Origin of the sequence: Mucilaginibacter sp. OK283 (assembly GCF_900110415.1) — a bacterium.
In the GTDB taxonomy this organism is placed as follows: domain Bacteria; phylum Bacteroidota; class Bacteroidia; order Sphingobacteriales; family Sphingobacteriaceae; genus Mucilaginibacter.
Genome location: NZ_FODR01000004.1, coordinates 89,813 through 108,781, shown reverse-complemented (window position 1 = coordinate 108,781; position 18,969 = coordinate 89,813). Strand labels below are relative to the sequence as shown.

Genomic DNA, 18,969 nt, shown 5'->3' with positions numbered 1-18,969 from the left:
CACATGCTTGATCCTATTTTCCTGCAAAACGAACAGGTCCTTGTCCATGCCTTCAGACCGGAAGAACTGGAACGCTATGAACAGCTTGTAAAAGAAACCTATCAAATCCTTTCCGATAAGGAAACATTAAGATTTATCCCTGAAAAACGTTTGAGATCACTGGCGGATACCGAAACCTGGCTCAAAAACAACATCCTTAATTTTCACTGCGGCCGCAATTTCCTGCATTTCATTACTGAGAGGAAATCAGGGAAGCTTTTAGGAATGGTTGATATCATCTCACCAGCCCTGGCCGGGGAACATTACCAGCTGGACCATTATCCGCATTTTATCGAATTTTACCTTAAAAGTGATGCACGGGGCCAAAAAATCATGACCAACCTTTTGCCATTTATAATGTCAGCGTTAAACTCAAAGGGCATTTTCGATGTCGGTGCCGTTGTCAATAAAATACATTTTGCTGCCCGCAAGGTTTTGCAGCATTCAGGCTTCAAACACCAAAGCAGCTTTGATACAAAGCAGGATCTCTATTATTACACAGCCTTTGCGGAAGATAACCGTCTACGAAGGGTCGGTTAAAGCAATCTTGAACTTTGTATAAAATGCTTTCCCATTGATGGCAATGTCAAAACAGCTTAATTGTCAGCTCCATCCTTTGTAATCATTTTCAATGGTAATAACGAACAGGATTTTCTCTCCCTGTTGAATGACCTTTTGTTTTTAACGATACCGATAATTATCCAACGTAGCTTTAGCGATGCAGACATGGAGCACCTGCATGACATAGTTATTATTTCATCCTCTGTTCGGAGGCTGGTAAAAACGTAAGACGAGGATAATGCCATCATAAATCCTCTTCAAACTTTCAGTTTTCACTTCTTGTTGCAGGGCACTGAGCTCCTCAAAATAAAACAAATAAAGTTTTAGGTTTGCGATGAGCGTCGAAATTAGCATCACCAGGATGAACAGCGCCAGGGCGATATACGACAGGTCCCGGGAAAGAAAGTGGTCGGATGCCAGATCAGGAAGGAGCTTGTTTTGAAGCAGGATAAACAGCGTGCATAAGAGCGGGAAAACATATAAAAGCACCAGGAAGATGATCCAAACGGCGATGTTTAACACCGCCCCGCCTGCCCTGATCGACCAGTTAATCAGCGTATAGGGCAAATAAATGCTAAACTCTATTATGGTTTTCCGGTTTCGTACCGGGGGGATTTCGAATGAGATATGCAGTATCTCGCGCTTTAAAAAGTACTTGACGATCCAGCTGGCAAGCTGGAACTGAATCCCGGCTATCCCCTGAGAATAGATCTCCAGATCACGGTTAAGAAAAGGCCTCGCTTCGCTGTTGATAGTCAGGAGTTCGTCGGAATTCAACTTTAGCTGCTTCACGATCCTGGAAATCTGATTGATGGCATTGTTGACCAGGAAATACGGTACCATGATGATGACAGGCATGAATAACAACCATTCGACCTTAGCCATCTCTATCTCTGCTCCCACCACCCCCCATTTGGTGATCAGCTTAAAGTCAAGCATCAATAAGATCAGCAATAAGGTGTATAGAAAAATGACGTTCTTATTAAGCGCCTTATAATTTTCGGATAGCTTTTCAAGCCATTTGTCTTCCAGTTTTACCAGGTAATCCTCCCGCGTGTTCATCAGCAATAGTTTAGAGTTTAGAATTTAGAGTTAATACAACAGTAACATTAAGCGGTATATCGGATCGCTATTGCCGGGCAAATACCAGAATTCCGTTCGCAGGTATCTGAAGCGTTGCCGAATAAGCGCAACCGTCATAAGAACCGGCATCAGCAGAAATTCCGCCACCATTACCACAGGTATCCGGGTTGACCCAATTTTCGTAAACATCACTGTTAAAAACCTCCTGCCAAAAGCCACCATGAGGAAAACCAACTTTGTAATGATACTGGTTGCTGTTCGCCAGGCACAGTATCACCATAACATCCTTCCCTATACCATCAACCCATCGGTGAAACGCCATTACCCTACTTGAATTATTGGTATGAATGACACTGAATCCCTGAGCACGCAAACCGGGATGTTGCCAGCGGAGCGCGATCAGTTCCCTGGTAAACCGGAGAAAATCGGCCATCTTTTTCTGAAGCGATAACCCTTCCCAATAAATGAACTGGTGAGGCCACCAGGAAAAATCCTCTGACCATTGCTTATCTTCCAGGAATTCCTGTCCCATGAACAACATGGGGATGCCTGGAGCAGTAAGTGTAATACCCATTGCCACGCGGGAGCGACTGGTTGCATACCAGGATCGTGCATCAGAAGGATCGGCCAGATGCGCTATACGCTGTTCCTGTTCGACATGAACAACGTCGTGATTTTCGGGCCCCTGCACGAATTGCCATTCCCTGGAGAAACCCGCCGGCCACATACTTTCGGCCAGTCTATCCATGTTTAACGGCCGGGCATCTGGTTGTGCCGCATTACTGATAATATCGCGAATGGCTATACGCAGACCGTCGGTAAGTGATGTATTAAAACCGATCCCAACCGGTGAATCCTGAACGACCAGGGGGTTGACTCCCCAATATTCTGCATGATATAATTTGTTGGGTGCTATAAATTTGAGCGTCGAGGTAAGATCCTTACAAAATGACCAGCCAAAGGGCTGTCCCCGATGATCAATCGTACTTACCTCGTCAAAGCGAAAACCATCAATCCGGTATTCGTCGAGGAAAAACTTAGCGTTATTGATCAGAAAATCGCGAACTTCCGGCTTAGAATAATCGAATATAAGGCCGCCCACGAAATCCCCCGGAATGAAGTAAAGCGAATTGGAATCCGAGCCTGCCGGTTGGCGATCGAGGAAATAGAGCGACTCTGTGCCGAAGTCTCCCCCTGCGTGGTTATAAACCACATCGAACATCACCCCTAAGCCATAAATATGGCATAGGTCAACGAGCGCTTTTAACTGATTCATTTCCCCCTTTAGGTCCTCGAGCAGGTAGGTCGCCAGGCCTTTTTCGACCAACATGGCATTCACTGCTTCCAGGTACGCCGGCAACTCCATGTCTGGAATGGCAAAATCCATTTCGGGGGAATAGAAATCCACATTATTATACCCCCTGCTGAAACGGCTGGAATACTCCTGAATTGGTAGCAGTTGCAGGACGGTTACGCCGAGATCTTTCAGGTAAGGGATTTTAGCGATCACATCGAGGAAAGCCCCTTTTTCAGGCAATCTGGGCGCATGAAATACCCCGACATGTAGTTGGTAGATCACAAAATCAGCAAACTGCGGCGTTTGATATCCCGTTTCGTGCCAAGGAAAATAGGGGTCGCGAATAACACATTTATCAGGAAAAGGCGAAACCAGTTCCCTCGCGTAAGGATCGCGCTTAGGCCCCTCATCACCGTTACCAATTATATAAAACATATATTGCTGCCTGTCACTTACGCCAGGAACGAAACCGGCCCAATGGCCATTCCCGATCTGGTTCAGTAAATTGCCATCCTCCGGCTTTCCACTGTTAAAATCTCCGGTGATATAGACAGACTTCGCATTCGGGGCCCATACCCGGAATGATGCCCCGTTATGAAGCAAATTTGCTCCCATGGGGGTATCGTTATTTATATGGTCTAAAACTGTTGCCATTTTGATAAGTTTAGGACTTGCGTTATAAATATAATTATTTATCTATCAAATATTTAAGAGCAATTAAAATTGCGTATTAATATGGCATATATCGGAGTCTTATTCATACGTCCGGCATTTCGGGCACGAACTCAGCCTGCTTTTTACCCGTTTCGTTTAAAATACGTTTATCAATAAAAATCCCCAACGAAAACTCCGTTAGGGATAGCAATGGAAATCCTTTGAAAAAGATTGAAATAAATAGCCCTGGCCGTAGGCAACGGCCAGAATTTTCAAACGTGTAGCAGTCGGAAATTTTGACCCGGTTTATCGTTTAATACATTCATTTTATACGGTTAAGTTGCTTTAGCTTTTTTTCGCTTCAAAAGTATTTAGGGAATGAGGATCTAAAGACACATCCAAAACCTTTGAACCAATTTTGATGCGCAACCGCTGCGCGGTATCCTTAAAGTTACCGGCAACTATAACGTATTTGCCTTCCGGTGTCTGGAAAGCCAGTACGGGCTTCTTGTCACTACCAGCCTCTTTAAACGACAACAGCCTGGAACCGGGGGTGATGTAACGGGAGTAATGTTTCACCGCATAATATTCTGGTGTGTAGGCAGCGGTCTGGTTTTGCGAATCTACACGGATAAGCGCGTTTTGTTTCCATCCCCATCCACTTGTACCGCTATCGGTCAAGACAGGGTTCCAAAAGGTATATTCAGTGCAACCATGACCCAAATAACTATTGATGAGATCGAAGGTATGCTCGGCTGATTTCCAGTCAAAAGTCCCCCAACCGCATTCACTTTCTGTTTGCACATACTGATATTGGGGATATTTTTTACGGATAGCAGGTAGAATTTGCCCTCCCTCCCATTGAAACCCGATACCCTGGATCGAGTTTGCCATACGAGGGTCTGAAAGCACCTGATCGACAAGATCGTAACGATTGGTGTTGATCGTTCCAAAAAATAAGGAAACATCAGGGTGTTTAGCTTTCAAGGCAGGTGCCAGATATTCTGTATTGAAACGAATGGCGCCTTCGGGCGTCCAGGCGCAGCCTGGGTAAACAGTGTAACTATAAGCTTCATTCTGATACATCACCATTTTGATTGGAATACCCTGCTCTTTATAAGCGTCAATGAACTTGCAAAAATAGTTAGCATAGGCTTGCAGGTAACGTGGGTCCTGTATCAGATAATCATTTACCGTTACCTGCTTAGGGAAGACATGCTCGTCCTTTTTCTTACTGTTCTCATAAAGCACAACCTCTGAAAGCGGTGATAGCTGATTGTATTTGGCATCACTCAGGACCGCGTAATTGTGGTTGACTTTCATCCACGAAGGTGGAGACCATGGAGATATCCAAAAGGTCATTTTGGGGTTTCTTCTCTGGGCTTCTCTGATATATGGGATAAGAGCCTTTTTGTCCTGGTCAATATTGAAATACTTCAATTGAAAATCACCATCTACCTCATCGCAGCTGTACCAGTTACGGGAGTAATCATTGGCGTTCATTGAAAAACGTCCTATTGTAAAATGCATATCGCCGTCCGGGGAGAAAAGCTCGTTCAGAACTATTTCTTTTTTTTCTTTTGGGAGCAGATTCAACGCATCCCAGCCCAATTCGTTGAAACATGTACCCCATGACTGAAACTTACTGCCACTTTTTTTATCGTCAATTGTAATATCAATAGCTGAACCAGTCTCCTTTTGGAGATTTACGCTTTTAAGTTTCCAAAAAACTGTGTCACTACTTTTAATCCAATTGAAGGACTGAGCCGAAACCTGCAGCGATAATAAAAGGCTGCTTGCTATTAATATAATTATATTAAAAATCCTCATAAATGTTAACCTTTGATGTTTTATTCAATACTATATTATCTTGTATATTTTCCCCGCTGTTGTTTTAAAATCATACAGCCATGTTTTTGGTAACTGTATGCCCAGCTTACTATTATCGGTCCTGATGACTGGCTTTTTAATATCCATTATCGTATAGAAACGGTTTGTGTTTCGCGCAGATGCTTTTTTTAGCAATTTGTTAACCACCAATTGATTTAACCGAAGCCGGCAATTACCACCCAAAGCGGAATGAATAACCAGCTTTGTAATTTTATGATCGTCCCAGGTTATGTCCATCTTAAAACCGCCACGGGCCATTAAGCCGGTTACACTTCCTTTTCTCCAGACATCCGGCAGGGCAGGCAAGACGTAAATGGCACCGTCATGGCTCTGCAACAGCATTTCTGCGATCCCTGAGGTACAACCAAAATTTCCGTCTATTTGAAAGGGCGGGTGCGCATCAAACAGGTTGGGATAAGTACCACCTGACTCATGGCCCTCGTTATTTGCCGGTGAGATCTGATCGGTTAATAATTTATAGGCATGGTTACCATCAAGTAAGCGGGCCCATAAATTAATTTTCCATGCCATTGACCAGCCGGTCGAAAGATCGCCCCGGTAAATCAGTGAGTTTTTGGCAGCAGCAAAAAGCTGCGGATCGCGGAAAGGCGATATTTGATTACCGGGAAATAACCCATACAGGTGCGAAACATGGCGATGACGATCAGTTGGAGAATCCAGATCATCCAGCCATTCCTGTAACTGCCCGTATCTGCCTATTTGCATAGGTGGCAGCTTTGTTCTGTAATTCATTAAACTATCGGCAAAGGCGCTGTCTTCGTTTAAATCGGCGGCAGCATGTGCGACATTGGTAAACAGGCCATAAACCAGTTGATTATCCATTGTGGCCCCGGCAGAAACCGATACCTGAGTTTTGCCATCGATATATTCATGCTCCGGTGATATTGATGGCGACACTACAAGCCAATTGTGCTCAGCTTCCGGTTGCAGAACGTCTTCAAAATATTGAGCTGCACCTTTCATAATGGGATAATATTTTTTCAGGAAGGCTTTGTCGCCGGTAAACAGGTAGTGTTCCCAAAGGTGCTGGCAAAGCCAGGCATTGCCGGTTGGCCAAAGCCCCCAAAAAGGTCCGTCAACAATCCCGGTGATCCTCCATACATCAGTATTATGATGTAAAGACCAACCCCGCGCACCGTACATTACACCGGCGGTTTCCTTTCCGGTCACTGACAGATCGCTTATCATGTTGAAAAGTGGTGTACTTAGCTCGGATAGCTGGGTTACCTCGCTTGGCCAATAGTTCATCTCTGTATTGATATTGATGGTATATTTACTATCCCACGCGCCCTTCAGATCGCCGTTCCAGATACCCTGAAGGTTAGCCGGCTCGGGCGAACCCGGTTGTGAAGATGAAATGAGCAAATACCTGCCGAACTGAAAGTAAAGCTCGGCCAGTTGCGGATCTTCTCCCTTTGCAAAGTTTTTAATACGTATATCAGTAGTAGATTTCCCCGCATCGCCGGAGCCCAAATCCAATTTAACACGGTTATAATATTTCTGGTAGAAAGCTGAATGTGCCCGGAGCAGTGTTGCAAAGTCCTTTTTGTAAGCGTTATTTAAAAATTCTTGCGCACGACTGAAAGGATCGGCGCTGATGTCATGGTAGTTTACAAAATTAGTCGCCATCGATAAGTAAATGATAGCCGTATCTGCATTATTCACCTTGATCCCTGAAGTATCAGCAGTGAGGGAGCCGGCAAAGTTTTTTACACGGGTCATGACGTCAAATTTCACTTTGCCTTTTTGATTTTCATGATCGCTGCTTAATCCTGATAAAACCAAATCACCGTTCGTTACTTCTACGGTTTTCATAAGAGGGCTTTGCAATTTAATATTGCAGGTGATCATTCGCGGTTTATCGGCCGTCAGCCTGACCATTAAAACATTATCAGTAAACGAGGTAAAATATTCCCTTTTATAACGCACCCCGTTGTGTACATAAGTTACGGAGGCCGTGGCATTTTCAATGTTAAGGTCCCTTTTATAGTCTGTTACATTATCGTGACCAGGAAAATTGATGTATAAATTACCTGCCAACTGATACGGCATACCGCCATTCCCTTTCTGAGTCACTTGCTTATTGGCCAAAAGCTGTGCTTCCAGGTACTTTTTTTGCGCTAAGAGGGTTCTGACCTGGTCAATGTAAGGTTTAGCTGCCGAATCGACCGTATTATTAGGTCCTCCGGCCCAAATTGTTGATTCATTCAGCTGCAGGCGTTCAAGTTGTGTAGTGCCGAAAACCATCGCAGCTATATAGCCATTGCCAATCGGCAATGCCTCGTTCCAGTTTGCAGCGGGTTTGTCGTACCATAAATTATTTTTCCCTTGTGCAAAAACGCTGGCATTAAGAAAAAACAGACAGGCAACTACTATAAGTTTTTGATATTTAGGTTTCATATACAGTTATTGAAAAAGGCTAATATTCTTCTTTGACATGGAAAGGTTTTTGGTTGCTGTTATAATTGGCATCATGTTATTTACTTCCATTTTGTTTACCTTATTCCGGGCCGGCCGTGAAGATCTTATGCCCATTTTTATTTTCGGCGCTCAGCTTCAGATCATCTTTTGGATCAGAAGCAAAACACCGGGTATTTTCATTATCGGGCGTTGGTGACAAATCAGCTCTTCAGGCATAGTTTAGGAAACCGCGCCTTAAAACCTTCGTTGCGGGCCTATTTACCCCGGCAATTTCAGAGCTCAAACGATGACACCGATAAAATCAGGAAGCCCGGAGTTGTCATGGCTTCCTGATTGGTTTATTCATCAAAAGGAGCAGGAAATTACCATCCCGCAGACTGCCCCAGATTCTTGTTTCTGCTAAGCTCCGCAGTTGCAACAGGCAGCAAATACATGTTGGGGGTAAACTGTTTTTGTAATTCGACCACCGGCGTATAGGTTTGTTTGCTGGTGGCAGGATCCCGGCTGATATTCATGCCCATAATAGGCCTGTTCTCTATATCCATCGCAATCTTCCACCTGCGCACATCAAAAAAGCGGTGGCCCTCAAAAGCCAGCTCTATTCTACGCTCATTATAAAGCCTTGCTTTTAATGCATCTCCGGTAACCGAGGGAGGTATAGGCGGCATATTCACACTTGGACGTGCCCTGACCAAATTAATATACTGACGGCAGGTTGCTTCATCCCCAAGTGCTAATTTTGCCTCGGCATAATTCAGGTAAATTTCGGCAAGACGGAAAAACGGCCAGGGTGTTGTATAGGTCGTTTGCCAGCTAAGCGGTACAGTGGGGTCATCAGGCATAAATTTCTTTAGTATATATCCGCCTTTTGGATTATCGCTGCTGAAAGTATAGCTGTCCATTCCAAAAGTTTTCCCATCCGGCGCTATCCACATCGCAAACCGATCGCCGCGGAAAATTGTCGAATCATGTATTACGGTTGCATTAAAACGAGGGTCCCGGTTTTCGTAGGGATGCTGAGGGGCATAACCCGATGCGGGATTAATGGTTTTCGCGCCTCCGGCTGCGGTTATAAAAGGAGGTTGACCGTTAGTCATGTCATAGTCGTCCACCAGGTTTTGGGAAGGGCCGTTACTCCCCCACCAACCTCCGTATGCGCCGTAACGGCGGCCCAGGTTATTCATTGGGGTCTGGTGGCCATTGGTAGTGGTAAACTCCCTTGCAAAGATCAATTCGCTGTTCGGCGAACCGCTTGTAAGCATAAATTCCTTTTGGTAATCCGGATAAAGCGAATAGCCGCTGCTCAACAAGGAGGCTGCAGCGTCAGCGGCTTTTTGCCACTTCGTCATATCATTTGAAGTATTAAACAAAGGCGATGCCGCATAAAGCAAAACGCGTGAGCTTAGGGCCTTGCAGGCATCCTGACTGGCACGGCCAAAGTTAGCGTCGGTACTGGCATAACTTACGGGCAGGTCAGTGATGGCTTCGGTGATATCCTTTTCAATAAAGGTTACACAATCATCAAACGAATTTCGTTTAAAGTCTACCTGAGTTCCCAGCGGATACGATTGGGTAACAATAGGGACTCCGCCGAACCTTTCAATCAGGTTAAAATACATGAAGGCACGTAAAAATTTGGCCTCTGCTACCAACCGGGCCTTATTAGGAAGGCTAACGGTAGTAGTGCTCATTTTTTCCAGGAAGAGGTTTACTTTTCTGATATACACATATCCCTGCGTCCAGTAATACATATAACCGCCCCAGAAATCGCCGCTACCAGCCTGGTCGATGTTATCAGGCGTGTAAGTAGTTGGCCCGAAAATGTTGGCCCCGCAGCAAGGTGCGGTATTTACAGCTTCATCGGTGTACTTTGAATACATATGGATATAAAACCCGTGAGGGAGGCCGTTGTACATTTCGTTTTCATAAGCCTGGATAAGATTTGCGTCTGTCCACACAGCAGCATCCGAAACACGGTCGCTGGGTGGGATATCGAGAATGTTTTTCTTACAAGAAAAACATATAGCAATTGCGAAAAACAATAATAGTTTTTTCATAATACTTTTAATTAAAATTTTACGGTAGCGCCAAAATTGATAATACGTTGTTGTGGATAGGTGGTATAACCTCCATTAAGTTCCGGATCGGCCCAGGTGATCTGTTTAGCCCACGTAATGACGTTAAAGCCACTCATAAAGACCCGCAGATTGTTCATTCCTATTTTTGAGACCACATTTTGAGGCAATGTGTACCCTAACTGGACAGTTTTTAACCTGACAAAACTGGCGTTGAACAGATAGAAAGTGCTGTTGCCCGGCTGATATCCATCAGACCTTGGCATTGTTCCGTTTGGATTGCTGACAGTCCAGCGGTTTTGTGCTCTTTCAACAGCGGCGTTGGCAAAGTCGGTTGTACCTAAACTTGCAAATGTATTGTCATAATTCCACGCGGCGGCCTGACCCTGCAGAAATACATTCAGGTCAAAGCTTTTGTACGCAAAATTCATGTTCAAACCAAATGTATACCTGGGTAAAACGCTGCCATCAAAGGTGAACTGATCTTTTGAATCTATCTTGCCGTCATGATTTAAATCAAGCATTTTAACATCCCCCACCCTGGTATTCGGATCATGGGGATAAGCGTCCAGTTCGGCCTGTGTGTGAAAAATACCATCAGCTTTATAATACATTCCCGCTCCAAAAGGATGGCCGGTAAAACCCTGGTATGGCTCCTGTGGCGGAACTTCGTCCTGGTAAATAATTTTGCTTCTGTTATAGTTTAAGTTGGCAGCTATGCTATAGGTTACCTCACCAATTTTACTCCTGGTACTTACGCTTAATTCAAAGCCGTGGTTGTCCATTTTTCCGATATTTTCAGCAGGAAGAGCCGGGAAGCCCAATACCTGGCTAACTGACAGGTTCGGAATAGCCAGGATATTAGATCTTTTTTCCAAATAGTAGGTAAAATCTACCCCCAGCAAACCGTTCCACAATTCAGACTCCAGTCCAAAATCTGTTTTCTTACTTACCTCCCAGTGGATATTGGGGTTGGGCAGCACGTTGGAATAGATACCCGGCGCATCGGTACTTCCGAAAACATAGTTTTGTCCGAAATTATATGCCTGTAAATAGTTGTAGGTCCCCACACGGTCGTTACCTATTTCACCATAGGTAGCCCTCAGTTTCAGCTGGTTTATAAACGGAGCCCGGTCTTTAAGAAACTTCTCTTCAGACAATCGCCACCCAACTGATGCACCCGGGAAGAAACCGTATCTGTTGTTAGAAGGAAAAATGGGGGAACCATCGTAACGGAACAAAAATTCTACAAGGTATTTGGAGTCGAGATCGTAATTAAACCTTCCAAAATAGTTGTTGCGGGCACTTGAACTCGCCGAGCCGCCATTGGCCTGGTCAGCCGGAACGCTGCTGCCATAATTAATCTGCGGGAGGGCCTGGGTCAAAAAATTCTTTCTGTATGCATCTGCGCCCGAAAAAGTATTCTGCTGCTGCTCCTTTCCAACCATGGCTGCCACATGATGGTTGCGGAAATTATGGTCATAGGAAACTCTTATATTACTTAATGTCGTAGTATATTTCGAATAAGTATCGGTTAGTTCAGTTGTCCCTGTTGCTGAACCTTGAATCCGGTCGTAGTTTTTTGTATTTACATTATACTGATAGTAGAAGTACGGTATATTCCAGCGCTTCTCAAATACGTTATCCAGGTCATAGTTATAGGATGCATCGATCTTCAACCCGTCAACATGCGGAACTTTGAAGCTGGCCGTAAAAGTTGAATATAAAGGCGTTTCACTGATATTGTCATAACCGCGCTGGTCAATCAGCAAAGGATTTTCACCCAGCCGGCCCGGGCCGATCAGTCCGTTTGGGTAAATCGCCGTTATCGTTGGGTTTGCCTGCAGTATATTAATAAATTGAACATTTGATGCCACTGTACTATATGCTTTAGTGTCAAGCGTACCGGATAAATTGGCGCCTATATTCAAATATTTGTTAATGTCAACATCAACCTTCGAGCGAAAATTGTACTGCGTGTAATTTTGAGGATCATGAACATAACCACCATCCTGCTTCAGTCTGCCGAATGAAAACAGGTAGTGTACATTATCTGAACCGCCAATAACCTGCATGTTATAGTTTTTTACGAAAGAATGGTTTTTTAAGGTAACGCCTGCCCAATCGGTATTCGGGAAATTAACCGGATCGGAACCGCTTCTGTATGCCTGTATAGCAGCATCTGAATAAAATGGCTGGTAACCTGGTGGCGTTGTGAAGGTGCTACCCGTCGATTGCCGATAAAAATTGCCTTCGTTATATACCTGTGCAAATGTTGCCGCATCCAAAACTTTCGGAACTTTAGTAGGGCTTTGGAGTGCGTAATTGTAACTGAAGCTAAAATCCGGCTTGCCTTTTTTCCCTCTTTTTGTAGTAATCAAAATCACACCGTTTGCGGCGCGCGCGCCATAAATAGCGGCGGAACCATCTTTCAGCACAGAAATACTTTCAATATCATTTGGGTTAAGGCGGCTTATTATCGTACGCTCCACCCCGTCAACGATGATAAGCGGGCCGCTGCCTGAACCTCCATTATAGAAAGTTGCAACTCCGCGTACAATTATACTCGGATCATCGGCCCCCGGCTGCCCTGAACGCTGATTTACGACCAGGCCGGGCAGCTTGCCTGCGAGGGAGCTTACTACGTTGGGGGCAGGGCTTTGGGTTATTTCTTTACCAGATACAGTGGATATTGAACCTGTTAATGTTTCCTTACGCTGTTGACCATAACCAACAACAACTATCTCGCCTAAATCTTTCGGAGCCTCCTTTAAATGGATGTTTAATACATTACGCCCGTTTGTTAAAACCTCCTGCGAGGTAAATCCTATAAAACTGACAATCAATGTGCTATTTGCGTCCGGAACTTCCAGTGTAAATTTACCGTCGGTATCGGTAATTGTACCGGTTGTTGTGCCTTTGAGCTTAATAGTTACACCAGGAAGCGGAGCGCCTTTTTCATCGGTTACAACGCCCTGTATTTTTTGCAATACAAAACTATTGGCAGCCGCGCGGTCAGGCAGGTCAGCTGTTTTTTTCACTAAAATTGTCCGGTTAATAATTTTATAAGTAAAGGCCGTGTTTTTAAAACATTGGTCAAGTGCCTGTTCAACGGAAACATTCGTTAATTCTAAGTCTACATTCCTTGAAGATGACAGATCATTTATTTTGAAAAGAAAATGGTAGCTACTTTGATCTTCAATTAACTGAAGGACCTTTTCTATCGAAATGTTTTTATGATGTATAGTCACCTGCTGACTAAAACTCTTGCCGCTCACTTGTATAAATGCTGCAATCAGGAAAATAGCAGTGAGTTTCATGGTTAATATTATTGAGGTACAATCAGGCCATACCACGGGCATTGCCTTATGATTTAATTTCATACATTTGTAATGTTTGGGTAAGTAATAATGTCAATTTGTCAATTGGTTTAGGCACCCAAATGCTGCCGAAAAGTGCTTCGAACGCTTTTCGGCTTTTTTATATTTAAGATCAAACGATCTGGCTATTAAAATATGGGTACCTTTAAGGGAGTGATTAGATTTGTAATTCTTCTCTCATAAGCTTATTATTTTAGGTTAAAAATCGGGTTACTATAATTTTATTATATTGGTTTCAATTGCATTTATCTGAATGCCAGAAGAATAATTACACTTTAATTTTTTACAGTTAAGTTGTTCCCCTCAAGTGTGTAATTTATTCCCATATACTTTATCATGGCAAGCATTTCAGAAAGATTTACATTTCTGGATATTCTTCCTTTATATAAAACAGGCGCGGGTTTGCCGGTATAAATAACGTTAATGCCATACCACCTGGCTACCTGCCGCATAATTGATGTGATATCAGTGTTATTGAAATCAAAAATCTCATTTTTCCATGCTACAGCTTCTTTTAGATTCACATCTGCAGCAATTTTCATTTCATCGTTTTCATTCAACGATGCCTGATCGCCGGGCTTTAAAATTCCAACTGATTGTTTCCCGTTTATTTTTACCGAACCTTCAAGCAAGGTAGTTTTAGCAAAGGCCTCATCCGGATAATCATTTACGTTAAAATGGGTTCCTAAAACGGTAATTTGGGTTCTGTTTGACTTTACGATAAATGGCTTTGCATGATTCTTGGCTACCTCAAAATAGACCTCGCCGCCAATCTCCACCTGTCTCGTATTACCGCTAAAATTGGTCGGGAACCTCAAATAAGATACCGCGTTTAGCCATACTTTGGTCCCATCGGGTAACATCACCTTATACTGTCCGCCTTTAGGTGTGGTGATTGTATTAAGTTTCGTATTACCCGAGGCAGACTCATCGTTATTGGCTTTATAAACAAGTAATCCTTCAGAAGTTTTAGATACGTTAACATTGCCTTGTTGGCTTAGCAATCCTTTTTTTGCATTATTCAGAATAATTTCAGAACCATCTGCGAGTGTCAATACAGCATTATTCCCCCCCGGGGCAATATCATGTAAGTGTGCCTTCGCTATTTCAGGTGCAATTTTATGGCGGTTAGTGAGCACAGGGTAAAGTAAAAAGCCTATGATCAGTGTGACTGAGGCCACTACAGCAATTTTAGCCCATAAACTATAAGTTTTACGCTCAATGTTTTGCTGCGTTCCGTCAGTCCTTTCCTTTGGCTCCTGACTGTTGACGGAATTAACATTCAGATGTACTATGTTATCGTTATCGCTGTTGTTGATTTCGCTTGTAATTTGTGCGAATAGTTTCTCCTTAACAATAGCCTTCTCATCGTCCGGAAGTCCGACAAGGCTGTCCGGTATATTGTCGTATGATCTGAACCATTGATATACCTCCCTGATCTCATCAGGGGTGCAATTTCCAGACAGATATCTTTCAATCACATCAACTGAAATGTTTTTTTCCATGATAAAGATTTGTAAAAAATGTGTTACTCTTGGTTTATATAAGTGAAGTCAATTAAAATAGCTGTACCCCCTAAATAAATTTTAAAAAAATATTTTATTGTAAATAATTTAAAGTCGCGAGACAATTTGTTGTGCATGGGGGCGTCAACACTGAATAATAAAATCATTGATTTTAGCTTCCGTGAAATCGTTTTTACTGAAGATTGGTTAGCTAAACAAGGACTTTTACTGGTATAGATCCGGAACTATTAGCTCAGCTTACTATGTCCAGCTTGGTTAGGTGAGATTGCCTTCTCACTTTGTGTTCTTAAAATTTATTTAGAATGATCGAGGCCCGATGTATTGGGACAAGGATACTGTGACCAGTAAACCGGGGTTATAGATGATGCCTGAATACCAGAAGGGCAAACAGCAATGAATTTTTTAGATTTATACGGAGATAGCGAATGGCATTAGTGATATGGTTCTCGACGGTTTTTTCAGATATATTTAACACGCGGGCAATTTCCTTATTTGATTTATTACCCTTGCGGCTAAGCTCAAAAACCGAACGGCAACGTACCGGTAGCTTCTCCAGCTCTTTGTCAATAATACTCTGCAGATCATTTAAATGTACGATATCCTCGGTTGAGTTATCCAGTCGGTCTTCAACAGCAATGTAAGATAACTGTAGATACTGATTTTTAAGGGCTTCCTTTTTTAGATGATTGATGATTAAATAACTTATCGATGAAAAAAGGTATGCCCTTAAGGATTCGTCAATTTTAATAGTATTTCTGTTTTGCCAGAATTTAGTAAAAAAATTTTGTACAATTTCCTCGGATGCCTCCTTACACCTGAGTCTTTTATTGGTAAAAACATACATTTTGTACCAATATCTGTTATATATTTCTTCAAACGCTACAAGTTCGTCACTTTGGATTAAACCCGTAAGTTCTTCATCTGAATATTGGAGATGCGCTTTCATTTGGTGTTAGTCGCTTATTTGAAGCGTAGTTACATTAATTGGTCTGTCGAATGTCAGTATTTAATTTTGATATTTAATAACTTCTAAATTAAAATCTGAAATTGACGGGGAAAGAAACCTGTTTATACTAACATTGAATCGACTACAGATCAGCATTATCAACAATAAGACTGACTGTCCGTAGTTTTACTACATTTGGCCTTGGCGCTGATTATAATCGCGTCCTGGCATGAAAGGTCCCTTGATCCTATTATCCAAATATTTTTGTACTATTATGCTTTCGACCGAATGACAGCAGGAACCAGGAAAAAATGTATGGAATACTATTTTTCTTACGTCTTCAAAAAAAGCATCCGCTTCAGGGGATGCTTTTTATTAATTAACTATTAACTGATTAAAGAACGAAATGAAGACTTTTTAACTAAAATAATTTATAACAATCCATCTAACTCATCTTTACCTTTAAACTTGTTCAGCAACATGCGCACGATGAGATAAATGACCATAAAGCCGATGACAACCATTATAACTGTCACAGTATCATCAGCCTGATAATCATCATTTACCATAAGCACTCAAACCGCTATCGAGGTATTTCAAATAGCTAAGCGGATCATAATCTGCCCCCTGGGGCGTTACTAAAGGTTCCTGTGTATCCGGATCCAGCAGCACGTAAAACGGTTGTGAATTGGATACAAATTTTGAAGTTTGCAGATAGCTCCATTTATTGCCAATGGTTTGTATTTTTCTTCCTTCGGGCGTAATGGTTTGCTCTTCTTTACCCAAGTCCGTTTTATCATCCACATACAATTGGACCAATACATAATCCCGGGTAATCCTTTGATATACCTGGTTGTCGGGCCATACGTTCGCCTCCATTTTACGGCAGTTTACGCAGGCATGGCCTGTAAAGTCAATCATCACCGGTTTATGTACCTTTTTTGCATAAGCAAGGCCTTCATCATAATCAAAATAGGGATTAAAACCCTTCGGCTTATCAAACAGGTCGGCATATTTACGCGGCTGGGTATCCGTGGTATTATTGCTGTTGCTTTGATTATTATTACCCATACCCGGATTTGACAAGTCGAAATCCTGTGTTGCCTGTGGTGGAAGAAAGGCGCTGATCGATTTAAGTGGAGCACCCCATAACCCGGGTACCATATACATAGTGAACGCCAAAACAATAATGGCCAGAAAAAGCCGGGGCACCGAAATATATTTCAGGGCACTGTCATGACTGAATTTTAGTTTACCCAACAAATAAAGACCCATCAGGGCAAAAATCACGATCCACAACACGAGGAATATTTCGCGGTCAAACCAGTGCCAGTGATAAGCCAGATCCACATTGCTCAGGAATTTAAAGGATAGCGCCAGCTCCAGAAAGCCCAGCGTCACCTTCACACTGTTAAGCCACCCGCCTGATTTGGGTAACGATTGAAGCCAGCTGGGAAACATAGCAAACAATACAAACGGTATAGCCAAGGCCAACGCAAAACCCAACATACCGATAGCGGGGCCCAGTAAGGCCCCGGTAGTAGCGGCCTGAACCAGCAGTGTACCAATAATGGGACCTGTGCAGCTAAAGGATACCAATGCCAATGTAGCCGCCATAAAGAACAAACCGGCCAGGCCGCCTTTATCTGCGTTCTGGTCCATTTTATTTACCCAGCCCGAAGGCAAAGTAATTTCAAAAGCACCCAGAAAAGATGCTGCGAACGCAACAATTAACAGAAAGAAACCAAAGTTGAAGATCCCGTTGGTTGATAAACTATTTAAGGCATCGGCACCAAAAACTACCGTTACCAGGAGCCCCATGACCACATATATGGCTATTATACTGACACCATAAATAACTGCCTTACCCACCGGACTCCCCTTTTTATCGCCCGATTTGGTGAAATAGCTAACTGTTAACGGCAGCATGGGAAAAATGCAGGGCATTAACAGGGCTGCAAATCCGCCTGCCAAACCGGCTAAAAATATGGCCCATAGGGTTTGTTTGCGCTGCTCTTTGGTAGTTTCTTTTAATGCGGCCTTCCCGCTTTTTTTGTCCAATGCTTTTTCCCGGCTGCCGTCTTTTTTTGTTGCCCCGATGGTTTTTGCAGCCGGGGGTGGATTAATAGGGGTAAATTCTATACCTGAGGTTGAAGCAGTGTCTTGTGCTTTTACCACATTTTGGGCAAATACGATCCCTGTAATTAGTAAAATAAATAATATGATCCGCTTCATTAATCTTTGTTTTTTTAACCCTGATATTTGTTACAATTCCTGTAGAGCCAAGTTCATCACGTAATTCTTGTACCTGGTCAAAGTGATCAAGATGATATTGGAGCAACAGCCCTCTCACCTGATGATAATTATCTGTTAACCGGTTAATGTCATATGGTGCAAAAGCCCGCTGCTATTACCCGATAATCCAAACCCATTGTATTTACCTTTAGCCGTATTTCAACACCCCATAAACATGGGCGGCTGGTAACAATGCTTCCGGCTTAACGGCATTAACCGGAAGTTTTACCACGCAAGACAGCACTAAGTCGGAAAAAATCGGGCAAAGGCATAGCCTGGGGTACCCCAAATTCGCATTGATTCCATAAATTTTAAAGGTTTATTTTACAGGTATGCTAAAGTCTATATCATCCGGAGGTAAACACTTCTGATCGTTACAGGTCATATATTCCAGCTTGCCGCTAACGGTAACCTGCCTGGCCTTCAGCTTAATCTTTTGCTGAAAAATCACGCTGTTTTCAAAAAAACCAACCTCCATTCCAAAAGCTTTCTCCATTCGGATAATAGGCTGTGGCTCAGTTGCTTTACCAACCATAGCAAAAGTATTTGATGGGGTAAAATCAATCGTGGTTTTCACCGGGCCGCCATCTTTAACAAACTGGGAGTATACGTGCCAGCCGGCATCAATAGTTGCTTTAATAAATACCACTGCCTCTGTTGCGCTGGTTTTCTTAGCGGCATAACTCCATTTTACCGGTTGCAAAATTTGCGATTTGCTTTGCAGGGCAAACAAGATCAGCACCGTTATCATCGTTGTAATTTTTTTCATTGTATTTTCTCT

At 43.0% G+C, this 18,969-nt stretch carries 11 protein-coding genes; 1 reads left to right on the top strand and 10 read right to left on the bottom strand.

Annotated features, from left to right (window positions below; all coding sequences use genetic code 11):
• Window positions 1–3: 3 nt before the first annotated feature.
• Window positions 4–579: a GNAT family N-acetyltransferase gene (locus tag BMX56_RS11320; protein WP_090646555.1), complete on the top strand. Its 576-nt coding sequence runs from the start codon at window positions 4–6 to the stop codon at window positions 577–579.
• Between the two features lie 216 nt (window positions 580–795).
• Here the strand turns inward: BMX56_RS11320 and BMX56_RS11315 are convergent, their stop codons facing one another.
• From BMX56_RS11315 to BMX56_RS11265, 10 genes are all read right to left on the bottom strand, one after another.
• Window positions 796–1,662, bottom strand: coding sequence for a hypothetical protein (locus BMX56_RS11315; protein ID WP_090646550.1), 867 nt, complete (start codon window positions 1,660–1,662; stop codon window positions 796–798).
• Between the two features lie 67 nt (window positions 1,663–1,729).
• Complete coding sequence (locus BMX56_RS11310; RefSeq protein WP_090646546.1) at window positions 1,730–3,634, bottom strand: alpha amylase C-terminal domain-containing protein; 1,905 nt, start codon at window positions 3,632–3,634, stop codon at window positions 1,730–1,732.
• A gap of 345 nt (window positions 3,635–3,979) precedes the next feature.
• Entirely contained in the window at window positions 3,980–5,464 is a 1,485-nt protein-coding gene (locus BMX56_RS11305) for a glycoside hydrolase family 30 protein (protein ID WP_090646542.1), read from the bottom strand.
• 30 nt (window positions 5,465–5,494) lie between these two features.
• Complete coding sequence (locus BMX56_RS11300) at window positions 5,495–7,945, bottom strand: glycoside hydrolase family 95 protein (protein ID WP_177183783.1); 2,451 nt, start codon at window positions 7,943–7,945, stop codon at window positions 5,495–5,497.
• 383 nt (window positions 7,946–8,328) lie between these two features.
• Complete coding sequence (locus tag BMX56_RS11290; protein ID WP_090646534.1) at window positions 8,329–10,023, bottom strand: RagB/SusD family nutrient uptake outer membrane protein; 1,695 nt, start codon at window positions 10,021–10,023, stop codon at window positions 8,329–8,331.
• Between the two features lie 11 nt (window positions 10,024–10,034).
• The gene (locus BMX56_RS11285; RefSeq protein WP_090647977.1) at window positions 10,035–13,361 is read right to left on the bottom strand and encodes a TonB-dependent receptor; all 3,327 of its coding nucleotides are present in this window, start codon (window positions 13,359–13,361) and stop codon (window positions 10,035–10,037) included.
• Between the two features lie 335 nt (window positions 13,362–13,696).
• Window positions 13,697–14,926 (bottom strand): FecR family protein, encoded by a 1,230-nt coding sequence (locus tag BMX56_RS11280; protein ID WP_090646530.1) that lies wholly within the window; start codon window positions 14,924–14,926, stop codon window positions 13,697–13,699.
• Between the two features lie 376 nt (window positions 14,927–15,302).
• Window positions 15,303–15,893, bottom strand: a complete 591-nt coding sequence (locus tag BMX56_RS11275) for an RNA polymerase sigma-70 factor (RefSeq protein WP_090646525.1) — start codon at window positions 15,891–15,893, stop codon at window positions 15,303–15,305.
• 558 nt (window positions 15,894–16,451) lie between these two features.
• A complete protein-coding gene (locus BMX56_RS11270; protein WP_090646520.1) occupies window positions 16,452–18,128 on the bottom strand; it encodes a protein-disulfide reductase DsbD family protein in 1,677 nt (558 codons plus the stop codon).
• A 379-nt stretch (window positions 18,129–18,507) separates the two neighbouring features.
• The gene (locus BMX56_RS11265; RefSeq protein WP_090646516.1) at window positions 18,508–18,957 is read right to left on the bottom strand and encodes a protein-disulfide reductase DsbD domain-containing protein; all 450 of its coding nucleotides are present in this window, start codon (window positions 18,955–18,957) and stop codon (window positions 18,508–18,510) included.
• Window positions 18,958–18,969: the final 12 nt, after the last annotated feature.